The 25,025-nt window shown below is 59.7% G+C and carries 31 protein-coding genes and 1 tRNA gene; 24 read left to right on the top strand and 8 right to left on the bottom strand.

Going from position 1 to position 25,025, the window contains the following annotated elements; translation table 11 throughout:
- Position 1: 1 nt before the first annotated feature.
- From VOY09_RS02605 to VOY09_RS02595, 3 genes are all read left to right on the top strand, one after another.
- Positions 2–919: a dihydrodipicolinate synthase family protein gene (locus VOY09_RS02605; RefSeq protein WP_322892443.1), complete on the top strand. Its 918-nt coding sequence runs from the start codon at positions 2–4 to the stop codon at positions 917–919.
- Positions 920–930: 11 nt separating this feature from the next.
- Positions 931–2,439, top strand: a complete 1,509-nt coding sequence (locus VOY09_RS02600; protein WP_322892444.1) for an aldehyde dehydrogenase (NADP(+)) — start codon at positions 931–933, stop codon at positions 2,437–2,439.
- A gap of 243 nt (positions 2,440–2,682) precedes the next feature.
- Positions 2,683–3,003: a hypothetical protein gene (locus VOY09_RS02595; protein ID WP_322892445.1), complete on the top strand. Its 321-nt coding sequence runs from the start codon at positions 2,683–2,685 to the stop codon at positions 3,001–3,003.
- Positions 3,004–3,137: 134 nt separating this feature from the next.
- Here VOY09_RS02595 and VOY09_RS02590 read toward each other — a convergent pair.
- A tRNA-Ser gene (locus VOY09_RS02590) sits at positions 3,138–3,227 on the bottom strand.
- A 130-nt stretch (positions 3,228–3,357) separates the two neighbouring features.
- Between VOY09_RS02590 and VOY09_RS02585 the strand changes: the two genes are divergently transcribed.
- Both VOY09_RS02585 and VOY09_RS02580 read left to right on the top strand, forming a co-directional pair.
- Positions 3,358–4,179, top strand: a complete 822-nt coding sequence (locus tag VOY09_RS02585) for a DUF2059 domain-containing protein (protein WP_322892446.1) — start codon at positions 3,358–3,360, stop codon at positions 4,177–4,179.
- A 64-nt stretch (positions 4,180–4,243) separates the two neighbouring features.
- The gene (locus tag VOY09_RS02580; RefSeq protein ID WP_322892447.1) at positions 4,244–4,651 is read left to right on the top strand and encodes a hypothetical protein; all 408 of its coding nucleotides are present in this window, start codon (positions 4,244–4,246) and stop codon (positions 4,649–4,651) included.
- On the opposite strand, the gene VOY09_RS02575 is transcribed toward VOY09_RS02580, so the two are convergent.
- Positions 4,648–4,983 carry a hypothetical protein gene (locus VOY09_RS02575; protein WP_322892448.1) on the bottom strand — a complete coding sequence of 112 codons (336 nt, stop codon included), beginning with the start codon at positions 4,981–4,983 and terminating at the stop codon, positions 4,648–4,650. The two genes, VOY09_RS02580 and VOY09_RS02575, sit on opposite strands and share 4 nt — an antisense overlap.
- A 178-nt stretch (positions 4,984–5,161) precedes the next feature.
- On the opposite strand from VOY09_RS02575, the gene VOY09_RS02570 reads away from it, so the two are divergent.
- The 7 genes from VOY09_RS02570 (at position 5,162) to VOY09_RS02540 (ending at position 10,770) form a co-directional block, all read left to right on the top strand.
- The gene (locus VOY09_RS02570; protein WP_322892449.1) at positions 5,162–5,812 is read left to right on the top strand and encodes a 50S ribosomal protein L21; all 651 of its coding nucleotides are present in this window, start codon (positions 5,162–5,164) and stop codon (positions 5,810–5,812) included.
- Positions 5,813–5,823: 11 nt separating this feature from the next.
- The gene (gene rpmA, locus VOY09_RS02565) at positions 5,824–6,093 is read left to right on the top strand and encodes a 50S ribosomal protein L27 (protein ID WP_322892450.1); all 270 of its coding nucleotides are present in this window, start codon (positions 5,824–5,826) and stop codon (positions 6,091–6,093) included.
- A gap of 123 nt (positions 6,094–6,216) precedes the next feature.
- Positions 6,217–6,759, top strand: coding sequence for a GNAT family N-acetyltransferase (locus VOY09_RS02560; RefSeq protein WP_322892451.1), 543 nt, complete (start codon positions 6,217–6,219; stop codon positions 6,757–6,759).
- Positions 6,760–6,823: 64 nt separating this feature from the next.
- On the top strand, positions 6,824–7,324 hold the full coding sequence (locus VOY09_RS02555) for a GNAT family N-acetyltransferase (RefSeq protein WP_322892452.1): 501 nt from the start codon (positions 6,824–6,826) through the stop codon (positions 7,322–7,324).
- Positions 7,325–7,363: 39 nt separating this feature from the next.
- Positions 7,364–8,410, top strand: coding sequence for a GTPase ObgE (gene obgE / locus VOY09_RS02550; RefSeq protein ID WP_322892453.1), 1,047 nt, complete (start codon positions 7,364–7,366; stop codon positions 8,408–8,410).
- On the top strand, positions 8,398–9,504 hold the full coding sequence (gene proB / locus VOY09_RS02545) for a glutamate 5-kinase (RefSeq protein WP_322892454.1): 1,107 nt from the start codon (positions 8,398–8,400) through the stop codon (positions 9,502–9,504). Before obgE ends, proB begins: the two co-directional genes overlap by 13 nt.
- A gap of 9 nt (positions 9,505–9,513) precedes the next feature.
- A complete protein-coding gene (locus VOY09_RS02540) occupies positions 9,514–10,770 on the top strand; it encodes a glutamate-5-semialdehyde dehydrogenase (protein WP_322892455.1) in 1,257 nt (418 codons plus the stop codon).
- Between the two features lie 87 nt (positions 10,771–10,857).
- On the opposite strand, the gene VOY09_RS02535 is transcribed toward VOY09_RS02540, so the two are convergent.
- Positions 10,858–11,448: a histidine phosphotransferase family protein gene (locus VOY09_RS02535; protein WP_322892456.1), complete on the bottom strand. Its 591-nt coding sequence runs from the start codon at positions 11,446–11,448 to the stop codon at positions 10,858–10,860.
- A 29-nt stretch (positions 11,449–11,477) separates the two neighbouring features.
- Here VOY09_RS02535 and VOY09_RS02530 point away from each other — a divergent pair, with 29 nt between their 5' ends.
- The 3 genes from VOY09_RS02530 (at position 11,478) to VOY09_RS02520 (ending at position 13,424) form a co-directional block, all read left to right on the top strand.
- Entirely contained in the window at positions 11,478–11,675 is a 198-nt protein-coding gene (locus tag VOY09_RS02530; protein ID WP_322892457.1) for a DUF3553 domain-containing protein, read from the top strand.
- A 77-nt stretch (positions 11,676–11,752) separates the two neighbouring features.
- Positions 11,753–12,568: a GNAT family N-acetyltransferase gene (locus VOY09_RS02525; protein ID WP_322892458.1), complete on the top strand. Its 816-nt coding sequence runs from the start codon at positions 11,753–11,755 to the stop codon at positions 12,566–12,568.
- Entirely contained in the window at positions 12,561–13,424 is an 864-nt protein-coding gene (locus VOY09_RS02520) for a lysophospholipid acyltransferase family protein (RefSeq protein ID WP_322892459.1), read from the top strand. The genes VOY09_RS02525 and VOY09_RS02520 overlap by 8 nt, the downstream gene beginning before the upstream one ends.
- Positions 13,425–13,431: 7 nt before the next feature.
- Here VOY09_RS02520 and VOY09_RS02515 read toward each other — a convergent pair whose 3' ends face one another.
- Positions 13,432–14,058, bottom strand: coding sequence for a thiamine phosphate synthase (locus VOY09_RS02515; RefSeq protein WP_322892460.1), 627 nt, complete (start codon positions 14,056–14,058; stop codon positions 13,432–13,434).
- Between the two features lie 126 nt (positions 14,059–14,184).
- Here VOY09_RS02515 and VOY09_RS02510 point away from each other — a divergent pair, with 126 nt between their 5' ends.
- From VOY09_RS02510 to VOY09_RS02500, 3 genes are all read left to right on the top strand, one after another.
- Entirely contained in the window at positions 14,185–14,919 is a 735-nt protein-coding gene (locus tag VOY09_RS02510) for an RNA methyltransferase (RefSeq protein ID WP_322892461.1), read from the top strand.
- Positions 14,920–14,992: 73 nt separating this feature from the next.
- Complete coding sequence (gene ctaA, locus VOY09_RS02505; RefSeq protein WP_322892462.1) at positions 14,993–16,129, top strand: heme A synthase; 1,137 nt, start codon at positions 14,993–14,995, stop codon at positions 16,127–16,129.
- Between the two features lies 1 nt (position 16,130).
- Positions 16,131–17,600 (top strand): carboxypeptidase M32, encoded by a 1,470-nt coding sequence (locus VOY09_RS02500; protein ID WP_322892463.1) that lies wholly within the window; start codon positions 16,131–16,133, stop codon positions 17,598–17,600.
- A 35-nt stretch (positions 17,601–17,635) separates the two neighbouring features.
- Here VOY09_RS02500 and VOY09_RS02495 read toward each other — a convergent pair whose 3' ends face one another.
- A complete protein-coding gene (locus tag VOY09_RS02495) occupies positions 17,636–18,427 on the bottom strand; it encodes an enoyl-CoA hydratase (RefSeq protein ID WP_322892464.1) in 792 nt (263 codons plus the stop codon).
- A gap of 61 nt (positions 18,428–18,488) precedes the next feature.
- On the opposite strand from VOY09_RS02495, the gene VOY09_RS02490 reads away from it, so the two are divergent.
- The 6 genes from VOY09_RS02490 (at position 18,489) to VOY09_RS02465 (ending at position 22,913) form a co-directional block, all read left to right on the top strand.
- Positions 18,489–18,905 (top strand): PaaI family thioesterase, encoded by a 417-nt coding sequence (locus VOY09_RS02490; RefSeq protein WP_322892465.1) that lies wholly within the window; start codon positions 18,489–18,491, stop codon positions 18,903–18,905.
- A gap of 145 nt (positions 18,906–19,050) precedes the next feature.
- Positions 19,051–19,512, top strand: coding sequence for a 50S ribosomal protein L13 (gene rplM / locus VOY09_RS02485; RefSeq protein WP_322892466.1), 462 nt, complete (start codon positions 19,051–19,053; stop codon positions 19,510–19,512).
- Positions 19,512–20,006, top strand: a complete 495-nt coding sequence (gene rpsI / locus VOY09_RS02480; RefSeq protein ID WP_322892467.1) for a 30S ribosomal protein S9 — start codon at positions 19,512–19,514, stop codon at positions 20,004–20,006. The genes rplM and rpsI overlap by 1 nt, the downstream gene beginning before the upstream one ends.
- Before the next feature lie 155 nt (positions 20,007–20,161).
- Positions 20,162–21,034 carry an ABC transporter permease gene (locus VOY09_RS02475; protein WP_322892468.1) on the top strand — a complete coding sequence of 291 codons (873 nt, stop codon included), beginning with the start codon at positions 20,162–20,164 and terminating at the stop codon, positions 21,032–21,034.
- Positions 21,031–21,831 carry an ABC transporter permease gene (locus VOY09_RS02470; protein ID WP_322892469.1) on the top strand — a complete coding sequence of 267 codons (801 nt, stop codon included), beginning with the start codon at positions 21,031–21,033 and terminating at the stop codon, positions 21,829–21,831. The genes VOY09_RS02475 and VOY09_RS02470 overlap by 4 nt, the downstream gene beginning before the upstream one ends.
- A complete protein-coding gene (locus VOY09_RS02465) occupies positions 21,828–22,913 on the top strand; it encodes an ABC transporter ATP-binding protein (protein ID WP_322892470.1) in 1,086 nt (361 codons plus the stop codon). Before VOY09_RS02470 ends, VOY09_RS02465 begins: the two co-directional genes overlap by 4 nt.
- A gap of 77 nt (positions 22,914–22,990) precedes the next feature.
- Here VOY09_RS02465 and VOY09_RS02460 read toward each other — a convergent pair whose 3' ends face one another.
- The 3 genes from VOY09_RS02460 to ppk2 are packed head-to-tail and all read right to left on the bottom strand — an operon-like array spanning position 22,991 to position 24,995.
- A complete protein-coding gene (locus VOY09_RS02460) occupies positions 22,991–23,506 on the bottom strand; it encodes an acyloxyacyl hydrolase (RefSeq protein ID WP_322892471.1) in 516 nt (171 codons plus the stop codon).
- Between the two features lie 9 nt (positions 23,507–23,515).
- Complete coding sequence (locus VOY09_RS02455; RefSeq protein ID WP_322892472.1) at positions 23,516–24,133, bottom strand: TetR/AcrR family transcriptional regulator; 618 nt, start codon at positions 24,131–24,133, stop codon at positions 23,516–23,518.
- Positions 24,126–24,995 (bottom strand): polyphosphate kinase 2, encoded by an 870-nt coding sequence (ppk2, locus tag VOY09_RS02450; RefSeq protein WP_322892473.1) that lies wholly within the window; start codon positions 24,993–24,995, stop codon positions 24,126–24,128. Before ppk2 ends, VOY09_RS02455 begins: the two co-directional genes overlap by 8 nt.
- Positions 24,996–25,025 lie beyond the last annotated feature (30 nt).

Here is a 25,025-nt window from a genome sequence, read left to right as displayed (position 1 = left end):
GATGAAAACGCCCTTAACTGGTATCCTGCCGGTCGCCCCAACCCCGTTTCACGCCGATGGCACCGTCGATCATGACGGTATGCGCCGGGTGCTGGATTGTCTGATCGACCAAGGCGTCGATGCGATCTGCATTCTGGCGAATTACTCCGAACAATTCGTGCTGTCCGATGACGAACGCGCCGATCTGATGCGGCTGTCGCTGGAGCATGTGGCAGGAAGGGTGCCGGTGATCGTGACGATCAGCCATTTTGCCACCCACATCACCGTCAAACGCGCCCGCGATGCACAGGCGCTGGGGGCGGCGATGGTGATGGTGATGCCGCCCTATCATGGCGTCGGGATCGTGCCGCCGGAGCCGGTGATTTTCGAACATTTTCAGGCCATTTCAGAGGCGATCAACATCCCGATCATGGTGCAGGATGCGCCTTTGTCGGGCTGTCAGCTGACGGTACCGTTCCTGACCCGGATGGCGCGGGAACTGGAACAGGTCAGCTATTTCAAGCTGGAAATGCCCTTTGCCGCCGACAAACTCGCCGCGCTGATCGCGGCGGGCGGTGATGATATCGTCGGGCCCTTCGACGGCGAAGAGGCGGTGACATTGCTGGCCGATCTGGATGCCGGTTGCACCGGGACGATGACATCGGCCTTGCTGCCCGAACAGATCCGGCCCATCGTGACGCAATATCGCGCCGGTGATACGGATGCGGCGCTGGATCAATGGAAACGCTGCTTGCCGCTGATCAATCATGAAAACCGGCAATGTGGGTTGCGCGCGGCCAAGACCGTGATGCAGGCTGGTGGCGTGATCAAATCCGATTACGTCCGGCACCCGCTGAAACCGCTCAGCGACCGGACCCGGACCCGCCTGCTGGATCTGGCCGGTGAACTCGATCTGATCGCCCTGCGCTGGGGCAAATAAAGGACTACACTATGACACATATTCCACATGGCGCGCATCTGATCGCCGGTGCCCGCGTTCAGAGTGACGCCCGTTTCACATCGACCCCGGCCAATGGCCCGGCGCATGACTTCAGCGAAGGCACCCCCGCCTATGTCGCCGAAGCCGCCGAGGCGGCAGAGGCCGCGTTTGAAAGCTATGCCGCCACCAGCCGTGATCAGCGCGCGGATTTTCTGGAGCGGATCGCCGCAGAAATCGACGCCCGCGGCGATGCGATCACCGAAATCGGCGCGCAGGAAACCGGTCTGCCAGAGGCGCGGCTGACTGGCGAACGCGGCCGCACCACCGGGCAATTGCGCCTGTTTGCGGATCATATTCGCAAGGGCGATTATCTGGATCAACGCCACGACCCGGCCTTGCCCGACCGCCAGCCGATGCCCCGGCCGGAACTGCGGATGATGCAGCGCCCGATCGGCCCGGTGGCGGTGTTCGGCGCGTCGAATTTCCCGCTCGCCTTTTCGGTGGCGGGGGGTGACACGGCGGCGGCGCTGGCCGCTGGCTGCCCGGCTGTGGCCAAGGGACATCCGGGCCATCCAGGTACCGGCGAATTGGTCGGCGATGCGATCACGGCGGCTGTTGCCGCCTGCGGGCTGGATGCCGGGGTATTTTCGCTGATCCAAGGCGGCGCGCATGAGATGGGTGGCGCGCTGGTCACGCATCCGCTGATCAAGGCTGTCGGCTTTACCGGGTCACTGCGCGGCGGGCGCGCCTTGTTCGATCTTTGCGCCGCGCGGCCAGAGCCGATCCCGTTCTTTGGCGAATTGGGCAGCGTCAATCCGATGTTCATCCTACCGCAGGCCTTGGCCGCACGCGGCGAGGTGATTGCCAAAGGCTGGGCGGGCAGTCTGACTATGGGGGCAGGGCAGTTCTGCACCAATCCCGGCCTGGCGATCCTGATCGACGGTCCGGATGCCGATGCTTTCGCAGCGACAGCAACTGTTGCGTTGCAAGAGGTCAGCGCGCAAGTCATGTTGTCGGATGGCATCGCCAGCGCCTATCGCAAGGGCAGTGACGTCGTGGCAGGCAGTGCGGGTGTGACCGCTTTGCTGGCCGCTGAAAGCGCGGGGCGCAATGCCAATCCCGGTCTTTATGACGTCAGCGCCGATATCTGGCTGGCCAATCACACACTGGCGGAAGAGGTGTTCGGCCCGCTTGGCCTCATTATCCGCGCCCGCAATGCCGCCCAAATGGACGAGATCGCGCGGTCCCTGCAGGGGCAGTTGACCTGTACCCTGCATCTGGATGACGGCGATATCGGGCAGGCGAAAGGGCTGATGCCGGTGCTGGAACGCAAGGCAGGCCGCGTGCTGGCCAATGGCTTCCCGACCGGGGTGGAGGTGGCCGACAGCATGGTGCATGGCGGGCCATACCCAGCCTCGACCAATTTCGGCGCGACATCAGTCGGGACGCTGTCAATCCGGAGGTTCCTCCGGCCGGTGTGCTACCAGAACCTGCCGGAAGGGCTGCTGCCGCAAGGCTGACAAACCGCGCTTTGTCAGCCTTTGGGGGGATGTCAGATTGGGACCGACGAAGCCGCCAGTGGGTTTTTATTATCGGCGGTTTGTTCGTCGTTCTCGTCGTCTTCTCTGTGAAGGCTGAAAATAAGAAAAACGCGGTCAAGCTTGAACAAAGCAACGCATATTCGAACGAAGTTGAAAGCGCGAAACAAACCCTTTTAACAAGTTCAAGTTCGGCATCATTGCCAGTGCTGAATGCTTCGGACGTTGGTTATCGCCCTGTCGCCAAGGAAAATCTTCTTGCGGTCCAAGACGGCGCAACATCGCGTCGGTTCGGGTAGCATCCGAACGGAAAAGTCATGGCAAGCGACCGCACGGGGTCGGCTTCTTGTCACCGACAAGGCCGTTGTCTTTGAAGGCGGCGAACGTAACGAACGGATCACTTGGACACAGGTTGCCAACGTCGAACTGCTTATCGACGGCTTCACCATCGCGAAGCGCAGCGGCCCGCCCCGGACTTATCAGGTCAACAACCCCGACCCGAAGTTCGCCGCCGTCTTGGAACTCATGCTTTCGCGCACTGAATAGCTTTCACGTTCGTGTGATCGCTTTCGGCTTGTCTGGTCGATTATCCTTCCAAATCAACGACTTGCCGAACATGCATAAAAACAAGCACAAAGTTAATCGCTAAGTAGCTGATTTTGTTTTATAAAAAGGTAAAATGGCGGAGAGACAGGGATTCGAACCCTGGGTGGGCTTGCACCCACAACGGTTTTCGAGACCGCCCCGTTCGACCACTCCGGCACCTCTCCGCGGTGGGGGCGAGATAATGTGGTCGCTGGGCGGACGCAAGGGGCAAAAAGCCGGTCACCGAGAATTGCTTGGGCATTTACGCAAAAATAATGTTTCTCGCCGATACGACATATCACGAAAGGATTGTTCATGTTGCGCCGTCTCTGTCTGTCTGTGATCGCCACGCTTGCCTTGGCCAGCGCCCTTTGGGCGCAGGATGATGCCGATACCCTGTTTGACGCGATGGGTCTGCCGGAGATCATCACCATCATGCGCGACGAAGGATTGACCTATGGCGATACAATCGCGCGCGATATGTTTCCCTCTGGCATGACCCCGCGATGGGCCGAGGCTGTGGCACAGGTCTATGATGTCGAAACCATGACCGATGAGATGCGCAGCGCTTTTGTGGCCGCACTCGACGGCAGGGATATCGCGCCAATGCTGGAATTTTACCGCTCGGATCTGGGTCAGCAGATTGTCTTGTTGGAAATTTCCGCGCGCGAGGCGATGCTGGACCCCGCTTTGGAAGCCGCGAGCATGGATTTGGCGGCCGAGGCTGCGCGCGATGACACGCCACGCTTTCAACTGATTGATGAATTCATCGCCGCCAATGATCTGATTGAGGCCAATGTGGTCGGCGCGCTGAATTCCAATTACGCCTTTGTCACGGGGCTATTGTCGGGCGGCGCGACCCTGCCTGGCCTGACGGAACAGACCTTGCTTGATGATGTCTGGGCGCAGGAACCCGACATCCGGGCCAGCAGCACCGAATGGCTTTATGCCTTTCTGATGCTGTCCTACGAACCTTTGTCGGATGCGCAATTGACCGAATTCAACAATGCGATGCAGACGCCGGAAGGGCAGGTTCTGACCGCGGCCTTATTCGCCGCCTTTGATCAGGTGTTCGAACAGGTGTCCTATGATCTGGGGTCGGCGGCTTCCGGCTTTATCATGGCGCAGGAGCTTTAGGCGCTCTTGGCATCGGGGGCAAAGCGGTTAAGCTGTCCGTCAGTCAAAAAGAAGGAGCAGGTCATTGCAACTGAAATTCCCCGCCGCTATCGCCCTTTGTTTTTTGGCCGCCTGTGGGGCACAGACGCCACCAATGGCGGCTGACCCGGCCTTGCCCACGGGCGATCCGCGGCAGGAACGCCTGGTGTTTAACGAATGCGCGATCTATTTCGCGGCTGTGGCCAAATTGCAGGCCGATGGCCTTGCGCCAAATGGTGACCCGACACGCGGATGCCCCGCAGATGCGGCCAGCCGTCCGGCAGATATCAACCCGATGGTCAGCGTGCCCTCGGTCTCGCCCGGCTTTCCACAGGATCTTTACAATCGCATGATCGCGCGCGGTATCCCCACCGATCTGGCGACGGATATCTCGCGATCCAAAGCCTTCTGGGATCTGGTGGCGCAGCGCGACTCAGCGGTTGGCAGTTTCTAACCGCCATAGACCAGCAAGGCGGTGACCAAGGCGCCGGGGTTCACATCGAACAGACCCCGGTCCGATTGCAGCTGGATCACCCGCGTTGGGCGGTCTTGCTGTGGCACACCCGCCGCATCAAAAGCCGCCGTCAGAACCGGCCCGCCGCCCGCATCAATATCCCGGCGGATCGCGTCATATTCGCTTTTGACGATAATCTCGACCTGCCCGCGCTTTTGCGCATAGCCGGGGTCGGTCATCGCGGTCAGTGGGGTAAAGACCGGCAGGCCCGGATTGTTCGGGTCGGTGGTGCAGGCGGCTAGGATCAGCGGGATCAGCAGGGCAGGGCGCATGGGTTTTTTTCACCTTCTTTTGGCTTGACTTACAGGGGCATTGGACTGATAAGCCCGCATCCCGGCAAGGGTTTTGTCGGGCTTTGTGCGAAATGACGCCTACGGGCGCGCAGTCCACAGGCACCAAACGCCGGATCACACCGGGGCCTCAGCGACGCGGAAAATGAAGGAAGATCATATGTTTGCGGTTCTCAAAACCGGCGGCAAGCAATATAAAGTCGCCTCTGGCGATGTATTGCGCGTCGAAAAGCTGGCAGCAAAAGCTGGCGATAAAGTTCAATTCAACGAGATTCTGATGGTCGGTTCGACCATTGGCGCGCCTTTGGTGGCTGGTGCCGGCGTTCAGGCCGAAGTCATTGACCAGATCAAAGGCGAAAAGACGGTCAATTTCGTCAAGCGTCGTCGTAAGCACGGCAGCCAGCGCAAGAAAGGCCACCGTCAGCAACTGACCCTGGTCCGCATTGGTGACATTCTGGAAACCGGCGCTGACAAATCTGACGTCATGGCCGCTGTGTCCGGTGCTGGCATCAAGATGGTGATCACGCCCCGCGTGAACCCCAAAGGCATTGCCAAACCAAAGGCCGGTGCCGCGCCAAAGAAATCGGCAGCAACCAAGGCCGCCGCGACCGATGGTGACGATCTGAAGAAAATCACCGGTGTCGGCCCGGCGCTGGAAAAGAAGCTGCATGAAGCAGGCATCACATCCTACGCTCAGATCGCCGCGTGGAGTGAAGAAGATATCGCTGGCTACGAGGAGACACTCTCTCTCGGTGGCCGTGTGGAACGTGATGACTGGGTTGCACAAGCGACCGAGCTGTCCAAAGCTTAAGGAGAGACGAGATGGCACATAAAAAAGCAGGCGGTTCATCCCGTAACGGACGCGACTCTGCGGGTCGTCGTCTTGGTGTGAAGAAATTCGGCGGCGAAGCCGTCATTCCCGGCAACATCATCATGCGCCAGCGTGGCACAAAGATGTGGCCAGGCATGGGCGTCGGCATGGGCAAGGATCACACGATCTTTGCAACCACAGAAGGCGCCGTGAAATTTCACACCGGTCTGAAAGGCCGCACCTTTATTTCGGTTCTCCCCGTGGCGGAGGCCGCAGAGTAAACCGAAAATCTCAATCAAGATTTTGAGGGGATCGGTGTAAACCGGTCCCCTTTTTCGTTCATAAATCCGCAACTTCTGCGGGTTAGACAGCGCCAGACCGGCTTGTTTTCGAGGAGGGAAAACATGATCCACGAAGGAGTAGCAGTGCAGCAGGTGGTCCAGTCGGACCGCTTCATCCTGCGCCCATGCCGCAAATCCGATGCGGGCCTGATCGCCATGTATGCAGGCGACGACCGCGTTGCGCGCGGCACGCGCTCTGTGCCGCATCCTTTGCCCCCCGGCACGGTGGAGGCGATGATCGACCGCGCCCTGCGCCCTGACCGGACCGAGGATATCTGGATCATCGACGGCTCCGCCCTTGGCCATGCAGAGGCTTTGGGCTTGATCAGTCTGGAACGGATGGACCGCAAGCAATCGGAAATCTTTTACTGGATCGCGCCTGCCTTCTGGAACACAGGCTATGCGTCAGAGGCCGTGCGCGCGCTGATCAATGCCAATCCGCATCACTCCGAACGGATTTTTGCCGAGGTGTTTCAGGACAATCCCGGCTCTGCCCGTGTATTGACCAACTGTGGCTTCGATTACCTGGGCGATGCAGAGGCGTTTTCTGTTTCGCGTGGTGCCACAGTGCCGACATGGACCTATACGCTGAAAACCGGGCAGTGACCGTCCCGACCTTGCAGACGGCGCGGCTGAGTTCATTCCCGCAGCAGATGGCAGCAGACTCCCGATGCATGACTTGACCTACCGCCCCCCGCAAGCCAGCGATTTCGATGCGATGCACGCCATCGTCAGCGATTGGTCGGTTGTGCGGCAATTGGGCAGTTTCCCATGGCCCGCCGCGCCTGATTTTACGCGCCAGCGCTGTCGTGCCTATGGCGGGCCAGGTTTCGTCTGGGCCATTTGCCGCGATGACCGGATGATTGGGTCGGTTGCGGTGACGCGGGGCATATTGGGCTATAAACTGGCGCCGAGCGAGCAGGGCAAGGGCATCATGACCCGCGCTTGCAGTGACGCGATCAATCACGCCTTCGCGCAATTTGACTGGCCCTTTCTGACAGCCTCGATCTGGTGGGATAATGCAGCCTCTGCCAAGGTGTTGCGCAAATGCGGCTTTGTTCATTGGCAAACCCGCTATGGACAAAGCGTCGCCCGGCGGCTTCCTGTTCTGTCGCAATACTATCGGTTGAGCCGTGCAGACTGGGAAGACTTGAGAAGCGCGGCACAATAGACTATCGCGACGCTGAACAGCCCCGGAAGGCCCCAGACCATGAAATTTCTCGATCTTGCCAAGGTCTATATCCGCTCTGGCGCGGGCGGCGCGGGCTGTATTTCGTTCCGCCGTGAAAAATTCATCGAATATGGCGGCCCGGATGGCGGTGACGGCGGCAATGGCGGTGATGTGATTGTCGAGGCGGTGGATGGTCTGAACACGCTGATCGATTTCCGCTATCAGCAGCATTTCTTTGCAGGCAGCGGCCAGCACGGCATGGGCAGCCAGCGCACTGGCAAGGATGGCGAGGATAAGATTCTGCGCGTGCCTGTCGGGACCGAGATCATCGACGAGGACGAAGAAACCGTCATCGCCGATCTGACTGAGGTCGGCCAACGCGTGGTCATCGCCAAAGGCGGCAATGGTGGCTGGGGCAATTTGCATTTCAAATCCGCGACCAATCAGGCCCCGCGCCGCGCCAATCCGGGGCAGGAGGCGATTGAACGCACGATCTGGCTGCGGCTGAAACTGATCGCCGATGTTGGTCTTTTGGGGATGCCCAATGCCGGGAAATCGACCTTTCTGGCCGCCACGTCAAACGCGCGTCCCAAGGTCGCCGATTATCCGTTTACCACGCTGGTGCCAAACCTCGGCGTCGTCGGCGTGGATGAGGTCGAATTCGTCGTCGCCGATATCCCCGGCCTGATCGCCGGTGCCAGCGAAGGGCGGGGCCTGGGCGATATGTTCCTTGGTCATGTCGAACGCTGCGCGGTGCTGCTGCATCTGATCGACGGCACTTCCGGCGATCCGGCGGGCGATCTGATCACGATCATTCAGGAATTGGAGGCTTATGGCGGCGATCTGGCCGACAAGCCCCGGATCACGGTGCTGAACAAGATCGACGCCCTGGACGAAGAAGAACGCAATTTCCTGCGCGATGAACTGGCCGAAGTTGCCGTTGGCCCGGTGATGCTGATGTCCGGCGTCAGCCGCGAAGGCATCATCGATGTCCTGCGCGCCCTGCGGGCCGAGATTGACGACAACCGCCTGCGCCACCGCACCGCAGAGGCGGCGGAAGAGGAAAACGAAGAATGGCGTCCCTGACAGATGCCAAACGGCTGGTGGTCAAGATCGGCTCGGCCCTGTTGGTCGATGCCGCGACGGGGGCTTTGCGGCAGGATTGGTTAACGTCACTCGCCGCGGATGTCGCCGCGATCAAGGCGCGCGGGACGCAGGTGATCCTCGTGTCATCCGGGTCCATCGCCTTGGGCCGTGGTGTTCTGGGTCTGCCGCAGGCGGCTTTGGCACTGGAACAATCACAGGCGGCGGCGGCGGTCGGACAAATCCGGCTGGCGCGGGCCTATGAACAGGCGCTCGCGCCGCATGGCATTATCGCGGGGCAAGTGCTTGTCACGCTTGAAGATTCGCAAGATCGTCGGCGTTATCTGAACAGCCGCGCAACGATGGAAACTATGTTGGGGTTCGGCGTCGTGCCGATCGTGAATGAAAACGACACGATCGCCACCGATGAAATCCGCTATGGCGATAATGACCGGCTGGCGGCCCAGGTGTCGGTGACGATTGGCGCGGATCAGCTCATCTTGTTGTCGGATGTCGATGGGCTTTACACCGCCAACCCTAAGATTGACACCACGGCGCAACATCTTGGGATTGTAGATAAAATTACGCCAGAGATTGAAAATATGGCCGGTGATGTCGGCTCGGCCCTGTCGAAAGGCGGGATGATCACGAAGATCATGGCTGCCAAGATCGCCACCGAAGGCGGTTGTGCGATGGCCATTGCGCTTGGCACGGGTCTGCATCCGCTGAATGCTCTGGCTGGTGGCGCGCGCGCCACATGGTTTACCGCCCAGACCGACCCGCAAGCCGCGCGCAAACGCTGGATCGCGGCGATGAAACCGCGCGGTATTGTAACCGTCGATGCCGGTGCCGGACAGGCGCTGCTGTCAGGCAAAAGCCTTTTGCCCGCCGGTGTGACCCAGATCAGCGGCAGCTTTGGCCGGGGCGAGGTGATCACGATTGCCGATGCTAATGGGCAACCTTTAGGTCAAGGCCTGACTCGCTATACCAGCGCCGAGGCGCGGCAGATCATGGGCCACAGGTCTGCCGATATCCCCGGTATTTTGGGCTATGAAGGCCGCGCCGCCTTGGTCCACCGCGATGATATGGTGCTGTAAGGATCTGATATGACTGAAATTTCTGCGATGATGGACAAGATCGGTGCCGATGCCCGCGCTGCCGCCACTGTGTTGGCGACCACCGGGTCAGAACGCAAATATGCCGCCCTGATCGGTGCTGCCGATGCGATCTGCGACAATATCATGCAAATCCTCGACGCCAATGCTGAAGATCAGTTTTACGCCGAGGAAAAAGGCCTGTCCCCCGCGATGATGGACCGGCTGATCCTGACCGAACCGCGCATCCGCGCCATGGCCGAAGGTCTGCGCAATGTCGCCGCCCAGCACAACCCGGTGGGCGAGGTCATCGCCGAATGGGATATGCCGAGCGGCATCCATATCCGCCGGGTACGTACCCCTTTGGGCGTGGTCGGCGTGATCTATGAAAGCCGCCCCAATGTCACCGCCGATGCCGGTGCGCTTTGCCTGCAATCGGGCAATGCGGTGATCCTGCGCGGCGGTTCAGAGAGTTTCCACTCGTCAACCGCGATTCATAAATGCCTCCAAACGGGCTTGAAACAGGCAGGCCTGCCCGAAACCGCGATCCAGCTTGTGCCAACCCGTGACCGTGCTGCTGTCAGCGCCATGCTGACCGCGACCGATTATATCGACGTCATCGTGCCGCGCGGCGGCAAGGGCCTTGTCGGACTGGTGCAGCGCGAGGCGCGGGTGCCGGTCTTTGCCCATCTCGAAGGCATCTGCCACATCTATGTCGGCGCGACCGCCGACCCCGCCATGGCGGTCGAGATTGTGCTGAACGCCAAAACCCGTCGCACCGGCATTTGCGGCGCGATGGAATGCCTGCTGATCGACTGGCGGTTCTATACGCAACACGGGTCCTTGCTGATCGACGCGCTGGTCAAAGCCGGGGTCGAGGTCCGCGCCGATGGCGATCTGGCCAAGACCCCGGGCACAACCAAGGCCAAAGCAGATGATTTCGGGCAGGAATTCCTCGACATGATCTGTGCCGCCAAACTGGTGGACGGCGTGGACGCCGCCATCGCCCATATCCGGCACTACGGATCAAACCACACCGATGCGATCATTACCGAGGATGCGCAGGCCGCCACCTATTTCTTCGGGCAACTGGATTCGGCGATCCTCATGCACAACGTCTCCACCCAATTTGCCGATGGCGGTGAATTCGGCATGGGTGCGGAAATCGGCATCGCCACCGGAAAAATGCATGCCCGTGGGCCGGTGGGTGCGGAACAATTGACCAGTTTCAAATATCTTGTGACCGGCAAAGGCGCGACGCGCGCCTGACGCGCCAGCCTCTTCTTTTTTCCAAAAATACTTCGGGGTGAGGCCCGGACTTGATCCGGGCCGAGGGGCAGCGCCCCTGTTGTCCTGTCAAAACCGCGCGACGATCCGGTCCTGCGCCATCTCGATCGTCAGGCTCCGCCCTGCTTCGGCCAGAAACCCGGGCAGCAAGGCAAACTGGACCTGTGACGCAGAATAGGCCGCAGAATGTTGCCCTGCAGCCAGATGATCCCAGAGGCATTCATCAATCTTGAACCGCAGGCTTTCGGCGCTGATCATCCAAGCGTCATCGATAAATTGCACATGGATATCGCCACCGACAGGCATTGCCGCTTCGAAACATTGCAGCATCAGCAGGGCACAGCGGACTTCGCGGCGGGGCCGGTCCTGTGCCACCTGCCAGAAATAGGTGAACCGTCCACCGCGCGCGAGGATCGAAATGAACGACAGAACTTCATTGCTGCTCAGCATCTGGTCGGCCCCCGCAGCACCATAGGCGATACGGTAAAACCGGATCCTTGCATTTGCATTTTCGACAGAATCGCTGATCAGCGCCATTTCTGCGCCGGTATCACCATCGGTCAGCGACAATAGCTCTAACCCATTGCCGATGGCCCCGATTGGGCTGATAAGGTCGTGGCAAATCCGCGAGCCGACAAGTGTGGCCAGATCAGGCTGCATGGACTAAGCTCCTTGGAAGGGAAACACTGATGTTGGGGATAAACGCCATTCTGGAACCGGGGCTGCTGGTGCGACACCCGACACAACCCGACTGGGGTGTGGGACAGGTGCAATCCAACATTTCAGGCCGGATCACCGTGAACTTCACAGAGGCAGGTAAGGTCGTCATCGATGGAAACCATATCGCATTGGAAATCGTACACACAGATCTTTACAACTTTGAGTAGAGCAATGGTGACATCTGTCAACCTATGCGTTTCATATTGTTTCAATATATGTGTCAAAAAAGGTTAATTATTCCTTAATGAGCGATATGAGAGATAAACCTTTGCCGGATTATGATCTTCGCGGGCAGGAATTGCGCTTTCAGGTCGGCATTGTCCGGACCGAGTCAGAATTGCGCGCCGCCCAGCGCCTGCGTTATCTGGTGTTTGTTTCAGAGCTGGGGGGCAATGGCCCGCTGGTCGATCATCAGGCACGGCTGGAAAAGGACGAATTTGACGACATCGCCACCCATCTGATCCTGCGCGATATGACCCGGCCTGCAGATGACCGGGTTGTCGGCGTGTACCGTCTGCTACCGCAGGATGCCGCCACGATGGCCGGCAAATTCTATTGCGAGACGGAATATGACCTGTCACCATTGAAAAATTCAGGGCTCAATCTGCTGGAACTGGGCCGGTCCTGTCTGCACCCGGATTACCGGGGCGGTATGGCGATGATGCATCTGTGGCAGGCGCTGGCGATCTACGTGCAGGACCACAACATCGATATCCTGTTCGGCGTGGCGTCATTTCATGGCACCGATCTGGCGCGGCTGGCGGCCCCGCTCAGCCTGCTGTTCCACCGCCATCTGGCACCGGAATCGTTGCGGGTTCAGGCCATCGGCGACGGCGCGCAGCAATTCACCCTGATGCCCGAGGCACAGATCGATAGGGTCGCGGCCTTGCGCGCCACGCCAGCGCTGATCAAGGCCTATCTGCGGATCGGCGGCGTTGTCGGGCAGGGCATCTTTGTCGATCACGCCTTTAACACCACCGATGTCTGTCTGATCCTGCCGACATCCGGCGTCAGCGACATGCAACGCCAGATCTACACGCGGGCGCGGCGCAATGGCTAAGACCTGGCAAGGTGCAGCGGCACCATTGCATCCGGCGCGGGGGCTGCGCGACTGGCTGCGCGTGATCCGCCGCGGTGTGCCGCTGGCGATCTTGGTTTTCGGCGCGCTGCTGCTTTTGTTGCTGATCCGCCTGATCGAGCGCCCGATTTACGGCCTGCGCCGCCCGCTGACGCCGCATATCACGCAATGGGTCTGCCGGACGGCGTTGATCCTGCTGGGCATTCGCTTTCGCAATCAGGGCAAAGCCATGCGCGGGCCGGGGGCGGTTGTCGCCAATCACGCAAGCTGGCTGGATATTTTCGCGCTGAACGCGCGTAAACGGATTTACTTCGTATCAAAGTCCGAAGTGGCAGGCTGGCCCGGCATCGGCTGGCTCGCCCGCGCGACTGGCACTGTCTTCATCCGCCGCGACCGGCGCGATACATTGGATCAGATCGCCATTTTCAAGGCGCGCCTGCAAGCAGGGCATAAACTGTTATTTTTCCCTGAAGGCACATCCACCGACGGTTTGCAGGTGCTGCCGTTCAAACCGACGCTGTTTGCGGCCTTCTTTGATCCGGCCTTGCGCGACATGATGCAGGTCCAGCCGGTGACGGTCCGCTACCGCGCGCCTGCGGGGGCCGATCCGCGGTTCTATGGCTGGTGGGGCGATATGGGCTTTGGCCCGCATCTGCTGGCAACCTTGGCGGCCAAGCGGCAGGGCGAGGTTTGTGTGATCTATCACCCGCCTGTTGCCGTGCGCGATTTCGCGGATCGCAAGGGGTTGGCGCTTGCCTTGGAAAATCAGGTGCGGGCTGGGTTGATGCCAGAGGGGGGCGCTGCCCCCCTATCCCCCCCGGAGTATTTGCCGAAATAAGAAGGGGTCAGCCAGCCATTGCCTTGTGCATTTCGGCCAGCGTCGCTGCCGGATCATCGCTGCGCCAGATTTCATCGCCGATGCCGAAGAAATCACTATGCGGGGCGAGTTGCCGGATCAGCGCAAGGTCAAGCGCGCCTTCGGCGACGACCGGCACTTCGATCATAGCGGACCACCATTCGAAAAGTTCCAGTTCGGCTGTGCGTCCGTCACCCAGTGGCGTGGTACCGACCGGGCCGAAGCTGACGTAATCCGCGCCGAGTTCACCGGCATTCATCCCGTCATGGCGCGACTGGCCACAAAATGCGCCGACGATGGCGTCAGGGCCCAGATCCTTGCGGATGGTTTTGACGGATCGCGCGGCATCGAGCAGATGCACACCGTCCAAACCCAGACGGTCCACCATGAGCACATGGCTTTCGATGACAAGCGCCACATCGCGGGCGTGTGTCACGGCGCGCAGGGCGTCGGCGGCTTTCGCGATCTTACTGTCATCCTTGGTCGCCAGCGCGAGGCGGACGCAGCCGACCTCGGTGCTGTCCAGACAGGCAACGAGCCTGTCAGGGAAAGTGTCGAGGTCAAATTCTGTCGGGGTGATCAGATAGATTTGCGGGGTGTCTTGGGCGTCCGACATGGGGCATTCCGGTTCATTGAGCTTTTGCCATCTCTAGCGGGGAACGCAGCGCTTGGCCATGCCTTGCTTGCCTTGGCCCCCGGTGCCGCGTATCAGGCGCAAAACCTGTCCAGAAAGCCTTTCCCTTTGTCTGATCCTCAACCCGCCTTTGTTCTGATCCGCCCGCAGATGGGCGAAAACATCGGGGCTGCGGCCCGCGCGATGTGGAATTTCGGGCTGGACCGGATGCGGGTCATCGCGCCGCGCGATGGCTGGCCCAACAGCCGCGCTGTCGCGATGGCCAGCGGGGCGGGGCGGTTGCTGGATGAGGCGCAGTTGTTCGATGACACTGCCAGCGCCATTGCCGATTGCGATTTCGTCTATGCGACCACCGCAAGGCCGCGCGGTCTGACCAAACCGGTGTTCTCGCCCGAGGCCGCGATGCAGGATGCCCAAGCGCGGATCGCGGCGGGCGGCAAGGTCGCGGTGATGTTTGGCCCGGAACGCGCCGGGATGGAGAATGACGATATCGCGCGCGCCAATGCAATTATCTCGGTGCCGGTGAACCCGGAATTTCCGTCGCTGAACCTTGCCCAATGTGTCTTGCTTTTGGGCTATGAATGGCGGCGGATCGTGACAGAGGTGACACCAATGCGGGTGGATGCGCTGGCCGATTGGGCGTCTCAGGTCGAGGTTGAAAAGCTCGCCGATCATTATCAGGAACGGCTGGATGAGGCGGGGTTCTTCTTTCCAGACCACAAGGCTGCGAATATGCAGATGAACCTGCGCAATCTGTGGTCGCGGATGCCGCTGACCCGTGCCGATGTGCAGATGCTGCACGGCATATTGCGCCAGATGGTTCGCTGGAAGGAACGCGGTTGACGGCTGTGGCAGTCTGACGCTTGCACTGCCGCGCGCGCGGACCTAGGTTCCGCCCAAATGACGGAGACCCGCAATGGCAACCAAACGCAGCATATTTGAAGAGGTCGGCGACAGCCCCAAACAGGTGGCAACGCCGGGCGGGATCAGCAGGGCCGGGCAGGGTGCGCGCCGTGCGATCCGTGCATGGCTGATGGTGCTGTTTGCGCTGGTCGTGGTGATGATCGCCGTGGGCGGGCTTACCCGGTTGACCGATAGTGGCTTGTCGATCACCGAATGGGCGCCGGTGACAGGGGCTTTACCGCCCTTGTCTGCCGAAGCATGGCAGGTGGAATTCGACAAATATCGTCAGATCCCGCAATATCAATTGATGAACCGGGGCATGAGCCTCGAAGAGTTCAAGGTCATCTATTATTGGGAATGGGGACACCGGCAGCTGGGCCGCGTGATCGGGCTGGTCTGGGCCTTGGGCTTTGTCGGCTTCCTCGTAGCACGCCAGATCCCCAAAGGCTGGACCGGGCGGTTGCTCCTCCTCGGCGCATTGGGCGGCTTGCAGGGCGCGATCGGCTGGTGGATGGTGGCGTCGGGGTTGGAAGAGGGGATGCTGAGCGTCGCCTCCTACCGCCTTGCCACGCATCTGGGGCTGGCTTTCGTGATCTTTGGCTTTATCGCCTGGTATATCTATCTGCTGGGCCGCGCGCCTGCTGATCTGTTACAGGCGAGACGCTCGGGCGATGCGCGGCTGGCGCGGCTGGGGTCGCTGTTGGTCGGTCTGGCCTTCGTGCAGATATTGCTGGGCGCGCTGGTCGCGGGCATCGATGCCGGCCGGGCCTTCCCGGACTGGCCATTGATGGCGGGCGGTTTCTTTCCACCCGATCCGTTCAGCCTGCAACCGATCTGGCGCAATTTCTTTGAAGATGCCGGGCTGGTGCAATTCATGCACCGCATGGCGGGCTATATTCTGTTTGCCTTTGCTTTGGCGCTCTGGTGGATCGCGCGGCGGTCGGCCAACCGGCATATCGGCGCGGCGTTCAATATGATGATGGCGGTGATGCTGGTGCAGGTCGTGCTGGGCATCTTCACGGTGATTTATGCAGCACCTGTGCATCTGGCGATCACCCATCAATTCGTGGCGGTGATCCTCTGGGCCATGATCCTGCGCGCGCGCTTTGTCGCGCAATATCCCAAACCACAATCTGTCCGGGGGCGTTGAGATGACAGCCTATGATGATCTGATGGCCTTTCAGCGCGAGACAGAGGCGCTGGCCCAAGTCGCGGGCCGTCTTGGCTGGGATCAGGAAACCATGATGCCGGATGGCGCCGGGCCGCAGCGGGCCGAGGAACATGGCGCCATGGCCAATATCCTGCATGCGCGGCGTGTCGATCCGCGCGTGGGCGACTGGCTGGCCAAGGCCGAAGCGGTGGATGAAGTGGCAGCGGCGAACCTGCGCCATATCCGCCGCAGCTTTGACCGCGCGACCAAGGTGCCTGCGCGTCTGGCCGCTGAACTGGCGCGCACCACGTCGCTGGCGCATCGGGTCTGGGCCAAGGCGCGGGCCGAGGAAGATGTCGCGGCTTTTCTACCGGTCCTGCAAAAGGTCCTTGATCTGCGCCGGGAAGAGGCGGCGGCGATTGCGGGTAATGCCGATCCCTATGATGCCTTGTTGGATGATTACGAGCCTGGCGCTTCGGGGACCAGCCTGAGCGCGATGTTCGCCGCCCTGCGCCCGCGCCTGGTTGATCTACGCGCTGCCGTGCTGGATGCGCCTGCGCCGCCGATGCTGCAACGCACTTTCGATGAAGCAGGGCAATTGGCGATGTCGCAAAAACTCGCGCTAGCCTTTGGCTATGACCTGAACATTGGCCGGATCGACAAGGCGGTGCATCCGTTTTCATCCGGCTCTGGCCTTGATGTGCGGATCACGACGCGGACGAATCCTGTCGATCCGTTCAATTGTTTCTATTCCACCATTCACGAGGTCGGCCATGCCGCCTATGAACAAGGCATCGATCATACGCATCTGCTGACGCCTGTTGGCGCAGGCGTGTCAATGGGTGTGCATGAAAGCCAGAGCCGGATCTATGAAAACCAGCTCGGCCGCAGCCGTGCCTTTACCGGCTGGCTCTATGGCCAGATGCGCGATGAATTCGGTGATTTCGGGATTGATGGTGAGGATACGTTTTATGCCTGCGTCAACCGCGTCAGCGACGGGTTCATCCGGACGGAAGCCGATGAGCTGCAATATAATCTGCATGTGCTGCTGCGCTTTGATCTGGAACGCGCGCTGATTTCGGGCGATCTGGCGGTGGCTGATCTGGAGGCGGCGTGGAATGACCGTTTCAAGGCAGATTTTGGCTTTGCGGTGGATCGTCCGTCGAACGGTGTCTTGCAGGATGTGCATTGGTCCGAAGGGTTGTTTGGCTATTTCCCGACCTATACTTTGGGCAATGTCTATGCGGGTTGCCTGCATCAGGCGCTGCGCGCGGCTGTGCCTGATCTGGATGCTGATCTGGCGCGCGGCGATATATCGCGCGCGACAGGCTGGTTACGGACCAATCTGCAGCAATATGGCGGTTTGCGGGAGCCGGTTGCCACGATCACCCATGCCGCAGGGATGGCCCCGGCAGAAGGGCCGTTGCTGGATTATCTTGAGGCCAAGTTCGCCGCGATCTACGCGATTTAGGTCCGGCTGCGCCGGAGCCTCGGGCGGGGATATTTTTACTCGGAAGATGACCAATCAGGGCGGCGCTTTTCGAGGAAAGCAGTGATGCCTTCATCGGTGTCGTGGATCATCATGTTTTCCACCATCACGGCGGCGGTGAAGGCATAAGCCTCTGCTGTCGACAGTTGCGCCTGATCGTAAAAGGCGGATTTGCCGATCTTGACCGCCACGGGTAGTTTGGTGGCAATGCTCTGGGCGAGGTCCTGTGTCGCGCTGGCAAGTTCAGCAGCAGGCACAGCGCGGTTGATCAGGCCGAGCGTTAAGGCCTCATCCGCCGCGATGAAACGCCCGGTGGTCAGCATCTCGAACGCGGCCTTGCGCGGGATGTTGCGGGTCAGGGCGACCATCGGGGTGGAACAGAACAGCCCAATATTCACGCCGTTCACGCCAAAGCGCGTGTCATCGACGGCAATCGCCAGATCACAGGTCGCGACCAATTGGCAGCCTGCGGCAGTGGCGATGCCATGGACCTGCGCGATGACTGGCTGTGGCAGGGACTGGATGCGCTGCATCAGGGCGGCACAGCGCGCAAAAAGATCGGCGAAATAATCGGCGCCTGCATCATCGGCCTGCCGCGCTTCCTGCATTTCGCGCAGATCATGGCCCGCGCAGAAAGCTTTGCCAGCGCCCGCGATGATCACGGCGCGGATATCGGGGTCACTGGCGATATCGTCCAAAGTTGCATGCAAGCCCGCCAGCATCGTATCGCCGAGCGCGTTCAGCCGCTCCGGCGCGTTCAGCGTCAGATGGGCGATATGGTCGCGATCTTCGCGCAGCAGGATATCCATCGGCTTGTCCTTTGTTTCGGTTCCGGGTCATGCTAGGCCAGCAACGGGAGTGAGGGAAGCCATGACGCTGAAGATGGATATCGCGGATTTACACGGGTTTCTGGCCGAGACCTTTCCGCAGGTGGGGACTGATTTCATCGTCGATGCGCTGACGCCCGCGGCAATCACCGTCCATATGCCGGTCGCCGACCGCCATTTGCGCCCCGGCGGCACGATATCCGGCCCCGCGATGTTCGCACTGGCGGATGTGACGGCCTATCTGATCATTCTGGCCAATATCGGACCACGCGCGCTGGCGGTGACGACCAATTGCAGCATTGATTTCATGCGCAAACCCGCAGCCGGGCAGATGCTGATCTGCGAAGCACGGTTGTTGAAACTGGGCCGGGCGCTGGCCGTGGTCGATGCGCTGATCTACAGCGCGGAGCAGGCGGCACCGGTGGCGCGCGCGAGTTTGACCTATTCGCTGCCAAAATGATGGGGTATTATAATACCTAATTTGCAAGACTTTGTTTTTGCTTATTTTATTCGGATAAACCCCGCTTGACGCGAAAGCTGCGGCGCTTATAAGCCCTCTATCCGAATGACCGTGGCGCAATGCCACCCCAAAACTTTGGTGAGATATGAAAACCTTTACCGCTACCCCGGCGGATATCGAGAAAAAGTGGATCCTGATCGACGCTGAAGGCGTTGTTCTGGGCCGTCTTGCCTCGATCATCGCCATGCGCTTGCGCGGCAAGCACAAGCCCTCCTTCACACCGCACATGGATATGGGCGACAATGTGATCGTGATCAATGCCGAGAAAATCCAGATGACCGGTAACAAGCGCGATGAGCGTTATTACTGGCACACAGGCCACCCCGGCGGGATCAAATCCAAGACCAAGGCCGAAATCCTTGAAGGCAAGCACCCAGAGCGCGTCGTCGAAAAAGCCGTTCAGCGCATGCTGCCCGGTGGCAAGCTGTCCCGCCTGCAAATGACCCATCTGCGGATTTTCGCAGGCGCGGAACATGGCATGGAAGCTCAGAAGCCCGAAGTTCTGGATGTTGCATCCATGAACAAAAAGAACACGAGGACCGCATAATGGCCGATCAAGTCAATTCGCTCGAAGAGCTGGGGCAGGTCGCTGAAGGTGTTGAAGCTGCGGCACCAACACCCGTCGCGCCCCCCCGTGAACCCAAGCGCGATGAGCTGGGCCGGTCCTATGCCACCGGCAAGCGTAAAGATGCGGTCGCCCGCGTCTGGATCCGCCCCGGTTCCGGCAAGGTCGTTGTGAACGGCAAGGAAATGAAGGTCTATTTTGCGCGCCCCGTGCTGCAGATGATCCTCGCCCAGCCGTTCTCCATCGCCGGTGTCACAGGTCAGTTCGACGTTGTGGCGACAGTGAAGGGTGGCGGTCTGTCCGGTCAGGCCGGCGCGGTCAAGCATGGTGTGTCCAAAGCATTGCAGCTTTATGATCCATCGCTGCGCCCTGCGCTGAAAGCTGCCGGCTTCCTGACACGCGACAGCCGCGTTGTGGAACGCAAGAAATACGGCAAGGCGAAAGCCCGTAAGAGCTTCCAGTTCTCCAAGCGTTAAGTTTGGCACATATTTGGAAAAGGCCCGCAAGCGCGGGCCTTTTCGCGTTTTCAGAGTGACGCCTAATCGGGCAAGTGCCGGATAATCTGACAGGTTTCTGCCGCGCGCCACCGTTTTGATATTGATCTTTCCACTGTGGCGATCAAGATCAGCCCATGTTCAAAAGGCTGACAAAAACCGAAGGCGGGCGCGGATTGCTGTTGATCAGCCCGCCGTTTTTCTATGCTTTGCTGCTGATGGCCTTCCCTTTAGGGGCGATCATCCTGTTCAGTTTCTGGACCCAGAATTTCATGGATGTCGATACGACATTCACCCTGAATAATTATCGCACGATCATCGACCAGCCGATCTATGGCGCGCTGTTGCAGCGGTCCTTGTTTGTGTCCGGCACGGTGACGCTGGTGACGGTGCTCTTGGCTTTTCCCATCGCCTATTTCGTCTCGTTTCATGTCCGGCCGGACCGGAAATCGCTTTGGCTGTTCCTGATCACGATCCCGTTCTGGACATCCTATCTGATCCGGGTGTTTTTGTGGAAAGTGATCCTGGGTTATAACGGTGTGATCAACACCGGCCTTCTGAATATCGGGATCATCGACGAGCCGCTGACATTCATCCTGTATAACGTGAACGCGGTGATCATCACCTTGGCCCATGCTTTCGCGCCTTTCGCGATCCTGCCGATTTTCGTGGCGCTGGAAAAGATTGACCGGTCGTTGCTGGAAGCGTCGCAGGACCTAGGCGAAAACAAGGTGATGACGTTTTTCCGCGTAACCTTGCCGCTTGCTATGCCGGGCGTGGTGGCAGCGGTGCTGATCGTTTTCATCCCGACCATCGGTGATTATGTGACGCCGGAACTGATGGGCGGGGCCGGGGGCAAGCTGATCGCAAATATGATCCAGACCCAGTTTCTGGCGCTGAACAATGCGCCGCTTGGCGCCGCATTGGCCGTAGTAGCAATGTTGTCGGTCACCGCGATCAGCCTGTTTTTCGTGCTGCTCAACCGCCGCTGGCTGCGGGGCCGGTCATGAGCCTGCGCATCTATGCCATCGCCTATCTGATCTTTCTTTACGCGCCGATCGTATTGCTGCCGATCTTTGCCTTTAATGATGCAACGATTATCGCCTTTCCTTTGTCAGGCTTTACCACCGAATGGTTTGATGCCTTGATGACCAATACCTCGCTGCATACGGCGGTGAAAAATTCGCTGTTCATCGCGGTGATGACGGCGATCCTGTCGACCTTGCTGGGGATCTGCGCGGCGCGGGCGGGTGCGATGTATCGCTTTCCTGTCAAGGCGGGGATCATGGGGTTCATCATGCTGCCGCTGGTGCTGCCTGAAATCATCGTAGCGGTGTCCTTGCTGGTCGTCGTGGTGCAGATTTTCGATCTGGGCCTGTCGAACTGGACGATCATCGCCGCCCATGTGCTGATCTGCACGCCATTCTGCATCGCCATCCTGAACGGTGCCTTTCAGAATCTTGATCCGAGCATGGAAGAGGCGGCGATGGATTTGGGCGAAAGCCGGTTCTCGGCCTTTCGGCTGGTGACTTTACCGCTGGTCATGCCCGGTATCATTTCCAGCATGCTGATCGCCTTCACCATCTCGCTGGATGAATTCATCATCGCGTTCTTTTTGTCCGGCACTAGCCCGACGATGCCGGTTTATATCTGGGGCCTGATGCGGTTCCCGGCGTCTTTGCCCATTGTCATGGCTTTGGGGACTATATTGGTCGCGCTGTCGATCATCCTGTTGACTATTGCAGAGCTTTTGCGCCGCCGCGGCATGGCCCGCGCCGGTGTGAAAGACAAAGGGGGCTTTCTTTGACAGCTTTGATCACGCTCAAGGGCGTCAATAAATATTACGGCGATTATCATGCTTTGCGTGACATCGACCTGACGATCAACGCGGGGGAGTTTTTCTCGCTACTGGGTCCGTCGGGCTGTGGCAAGACCACGTTGCTGCGGGTGATCGCGGGGTTGGAGGATGTCTCTGGCGGTGTCGTGATGATCGGCGGCAAGGATATGGCGGGTGTCTCTGCCAATTTGCGCCCGACCAATATGGTGTTTCAATCCTATGCGATCTTCCCGCATCTGTCGGTGGCGGAAAACGTGGCTTTTGGCCTGCGCAAACGGTCGGATCTGTCCAAGGACGATAAATCGAAAATGGTCGAAGAGGCGCTGAGCATGGTCGGCCTGTCCGGCTATGGCAAACGCGCCTCGCATGCTTTGTCGGGCGGGCAACGGCAGCGGGTGGCCCTGGCCCGCGCGCTGATCCTGAAACCCAAGGTCCTGCTGCTGGATGAGCCTTTGTCCGCACTCGACAAGAAAATGCGCGAACAGATGCAGGTGGAATTGATCCGCCTGCAACGCCATGTCGGCATCACTTTCATTCTGGTCACCCATGATCAGGAAGAGGCTTTGGTGATGTCCGACCGCATCGCCGTCATGTTCGAAGGCGAGATCGGCCAATTGGCCGACCCGGAAACGCTGTACCGTCGCCCCAATTCGCGACGCGTGGCGGAATTCATCGGCAAGATGAATTTTCTGGCGGCTGAGGTGCATGACATTGGTGATCAGATCAATGTCGAGGTTGCGGGGCTTGGGCGCGTCAGCGTGAATGCGGAACAAGCGCCGATGGCACTGCACAAAGGCGCCGCCGTTGCCGGCGTGCGGCCAGAGACTTTGGCGATCCTGTTTGAGGGCGAGACGACCGACCGCAAGCTTGTCGATGGTGTCGTGGATGAGGTCGTCTATTACGGCGATATGACCTATTACGATGTGCGCGTGGCGGGGATCGACCAGCCGCTGAATATCGCGATGAAAAATCTGATCGGGCGGCCAGTGCTGGATGTCGGCACCCAGACCAAAGTCGTCTGGGACGAACGGTCGCTGGTGTTGCTGGCGTAGGGTGGATTGACATCCACCCTACTGATCCGGCTCCGCCGGAACGCGCCGCGCGGGGATATTTATACTCGGACGATGGGTTAGTTCAACGGCATGGCGAAGCGTAGGCCGACGGTTTCAAGCCCCGGATTGATATCACCCAGATCGGCGTTGGAGCGGTGGTCGGCCAGAACCGTCAATGTCGCGCCATTGTCGAAGGCATAGCCGACCCCAAGCGCGCCGCGAAATTCCAGCGGGCCGCCGAGGTCGGGGCCGTCGCCCTGCACATAAAGCCCAGGCATGAAGGACAGTTCGACAAAGAACGGGCCTTCGATCACATTCTGCGTCGTCCATTTGGCACCGGCACCCAGCCAGAGATCGCCATCGCTGGTCGCACTCGCCCCGATGACCGGCTGGAACGCGCCATAGCTACGCGCGAAATCATAGGTGGCATAGAGTTCTTCGCTGATAGTCTCGGATTGAAAATAGGTCTCGCTCAATTGCAGGGCCACGCGGGCAGGGGCCTCGCGCAGCGCGAAACAGCCTTTATCGCATTCGTTCAGATAAGTATCGGTCAGGCCGACAATGAAAAAGATAACTGCAAAAGTGCCGTCCATGATGCGTTCCTATGTGTCAGGGTCCAAGAGGCCAAGCCCGCGCAGATAGATACCGATGCCGGTTTCCAGCAGATCATCGGGCGGAAACGGGCTGGTCCGGCCTGGATTGCCGCGGGCGAATAATTCGACCACGCCATGCGACATCGCCCAGATATGGGCGCTGAACATCTGGGCGGGCGGGCGTTTGTCGGCGGGGATATGCTGGCTCAGCGCCGCTGCGGCTTTTTCCAGCACACCCATGGCGCGGGTTGCGACAGCATGCAGTTCCGCGCTGTGGTTGATCGAAACACCGGATTCGAACATCGCGATGTAATGGCCGGGATAGCGCCGCGCGAAGGCGAGATAGGCGCGGCCTGTCGCGGAAAAGGCGGCGAGCGCCGATGGTTGCCCTTTGGCATAGGCATGATCCATCAGATCGGCAAAGATGGCATAGCCTTCTTGCGCGGCCGCCGCGATCAGGTCTTCGCGTCCTGCGAAATGGCGATAGACGGCGGCGGGGGTGACGCCCGCCTCGCGCGCTGCCTCGGACAGGGTAAACCCGGTCGGCCCGCGTTTTTCGATCAGGTCGAGACAGGCATTCACCAGCGCCTCGCGCAGATTGCCGTGGTGATAGCCTTGTTTAGACATGTCTCAGGTCGGGGCCACCGGCGATCAGCGGGTCTGTCGCACCCAAGGCATCCCTATCTTTTCGCGTGTAATCAAGGCCTTGGAGGATGGTGCGTATCAGATTGACGCGGGCACGCCGTTTGTCATCGGCGCGGATCACGGTCCAAGGGGCAACTGGCAGATGGGTCCGGTCGAGCGTTTCCTGAATCGCGTCGGAATATTGATCCCACAGCGCCAGACCTTCGACATCGATCCGGCTGAGTTTCCATTGTTTCAGCGGGTCCTGTTCGCGGTCCAGAAACCGCTGCAATTGCGTGGCCCGCCCGACATTGAGCCAGATCTTGAACAAGGTGATGCCTTCCTTGGCCAGCATATCCTCGAATTCGGGAACCTGTTTGAACCAATTTTCGCGCTGGTCCGGGGTGCAAAAGCCGAACACATGTTCGACGACGCCACGATTATACCAGCTGCGGTCAAAGAGTGTCATTTCTCCCTTGGCAGGCAGATGCGCGATATAGCGTTGGAAATACCATTGCCCGGCTTCGGTATCCGATGGTTTCGGCAAAGCCACCAGTTTGGCGCCACGCGGGTTCAGATTGGCGCGGAACCGTTTGATCGACCCGCCTTTGCCTGCCGCATCGCGCCCTTCAAAAACGACGACAACGCGCTGGCCGGTGTCGCGCACCCAGGCCTGCATGCGGACCAATTCGACCTGCAGATCGTCCAATGCATCCTTGTAGTCATCCTTATCCCAGATTGTGTCATAGGGATAACTGGGGTTGAGAATGTCGTTTTTCTTGGAATCCGCGATGATGTCACGGATATCTGCCGGGGCCTCGGTCTTGAAATAGCGGCTGATCGCGCCGTCAAATGGTAGGTCCATGAAATCATCCCCGCTTTGTTGCCCCTTTAT

The sequence above is a fragment of the Yoonia sp. 67-2 genome (assembly GCF_035117555.1).
Classification (GTDB): Bacteria; Pseudomonadota; Alphaproteobacteria; order Rhodobacterales; family Rhodobacteraceae; genus Yoonia.
Note: the sequence above shows the minus strand (reverse complement) of the source record. Positions and strands in the feature narration are given on the sequence as shown.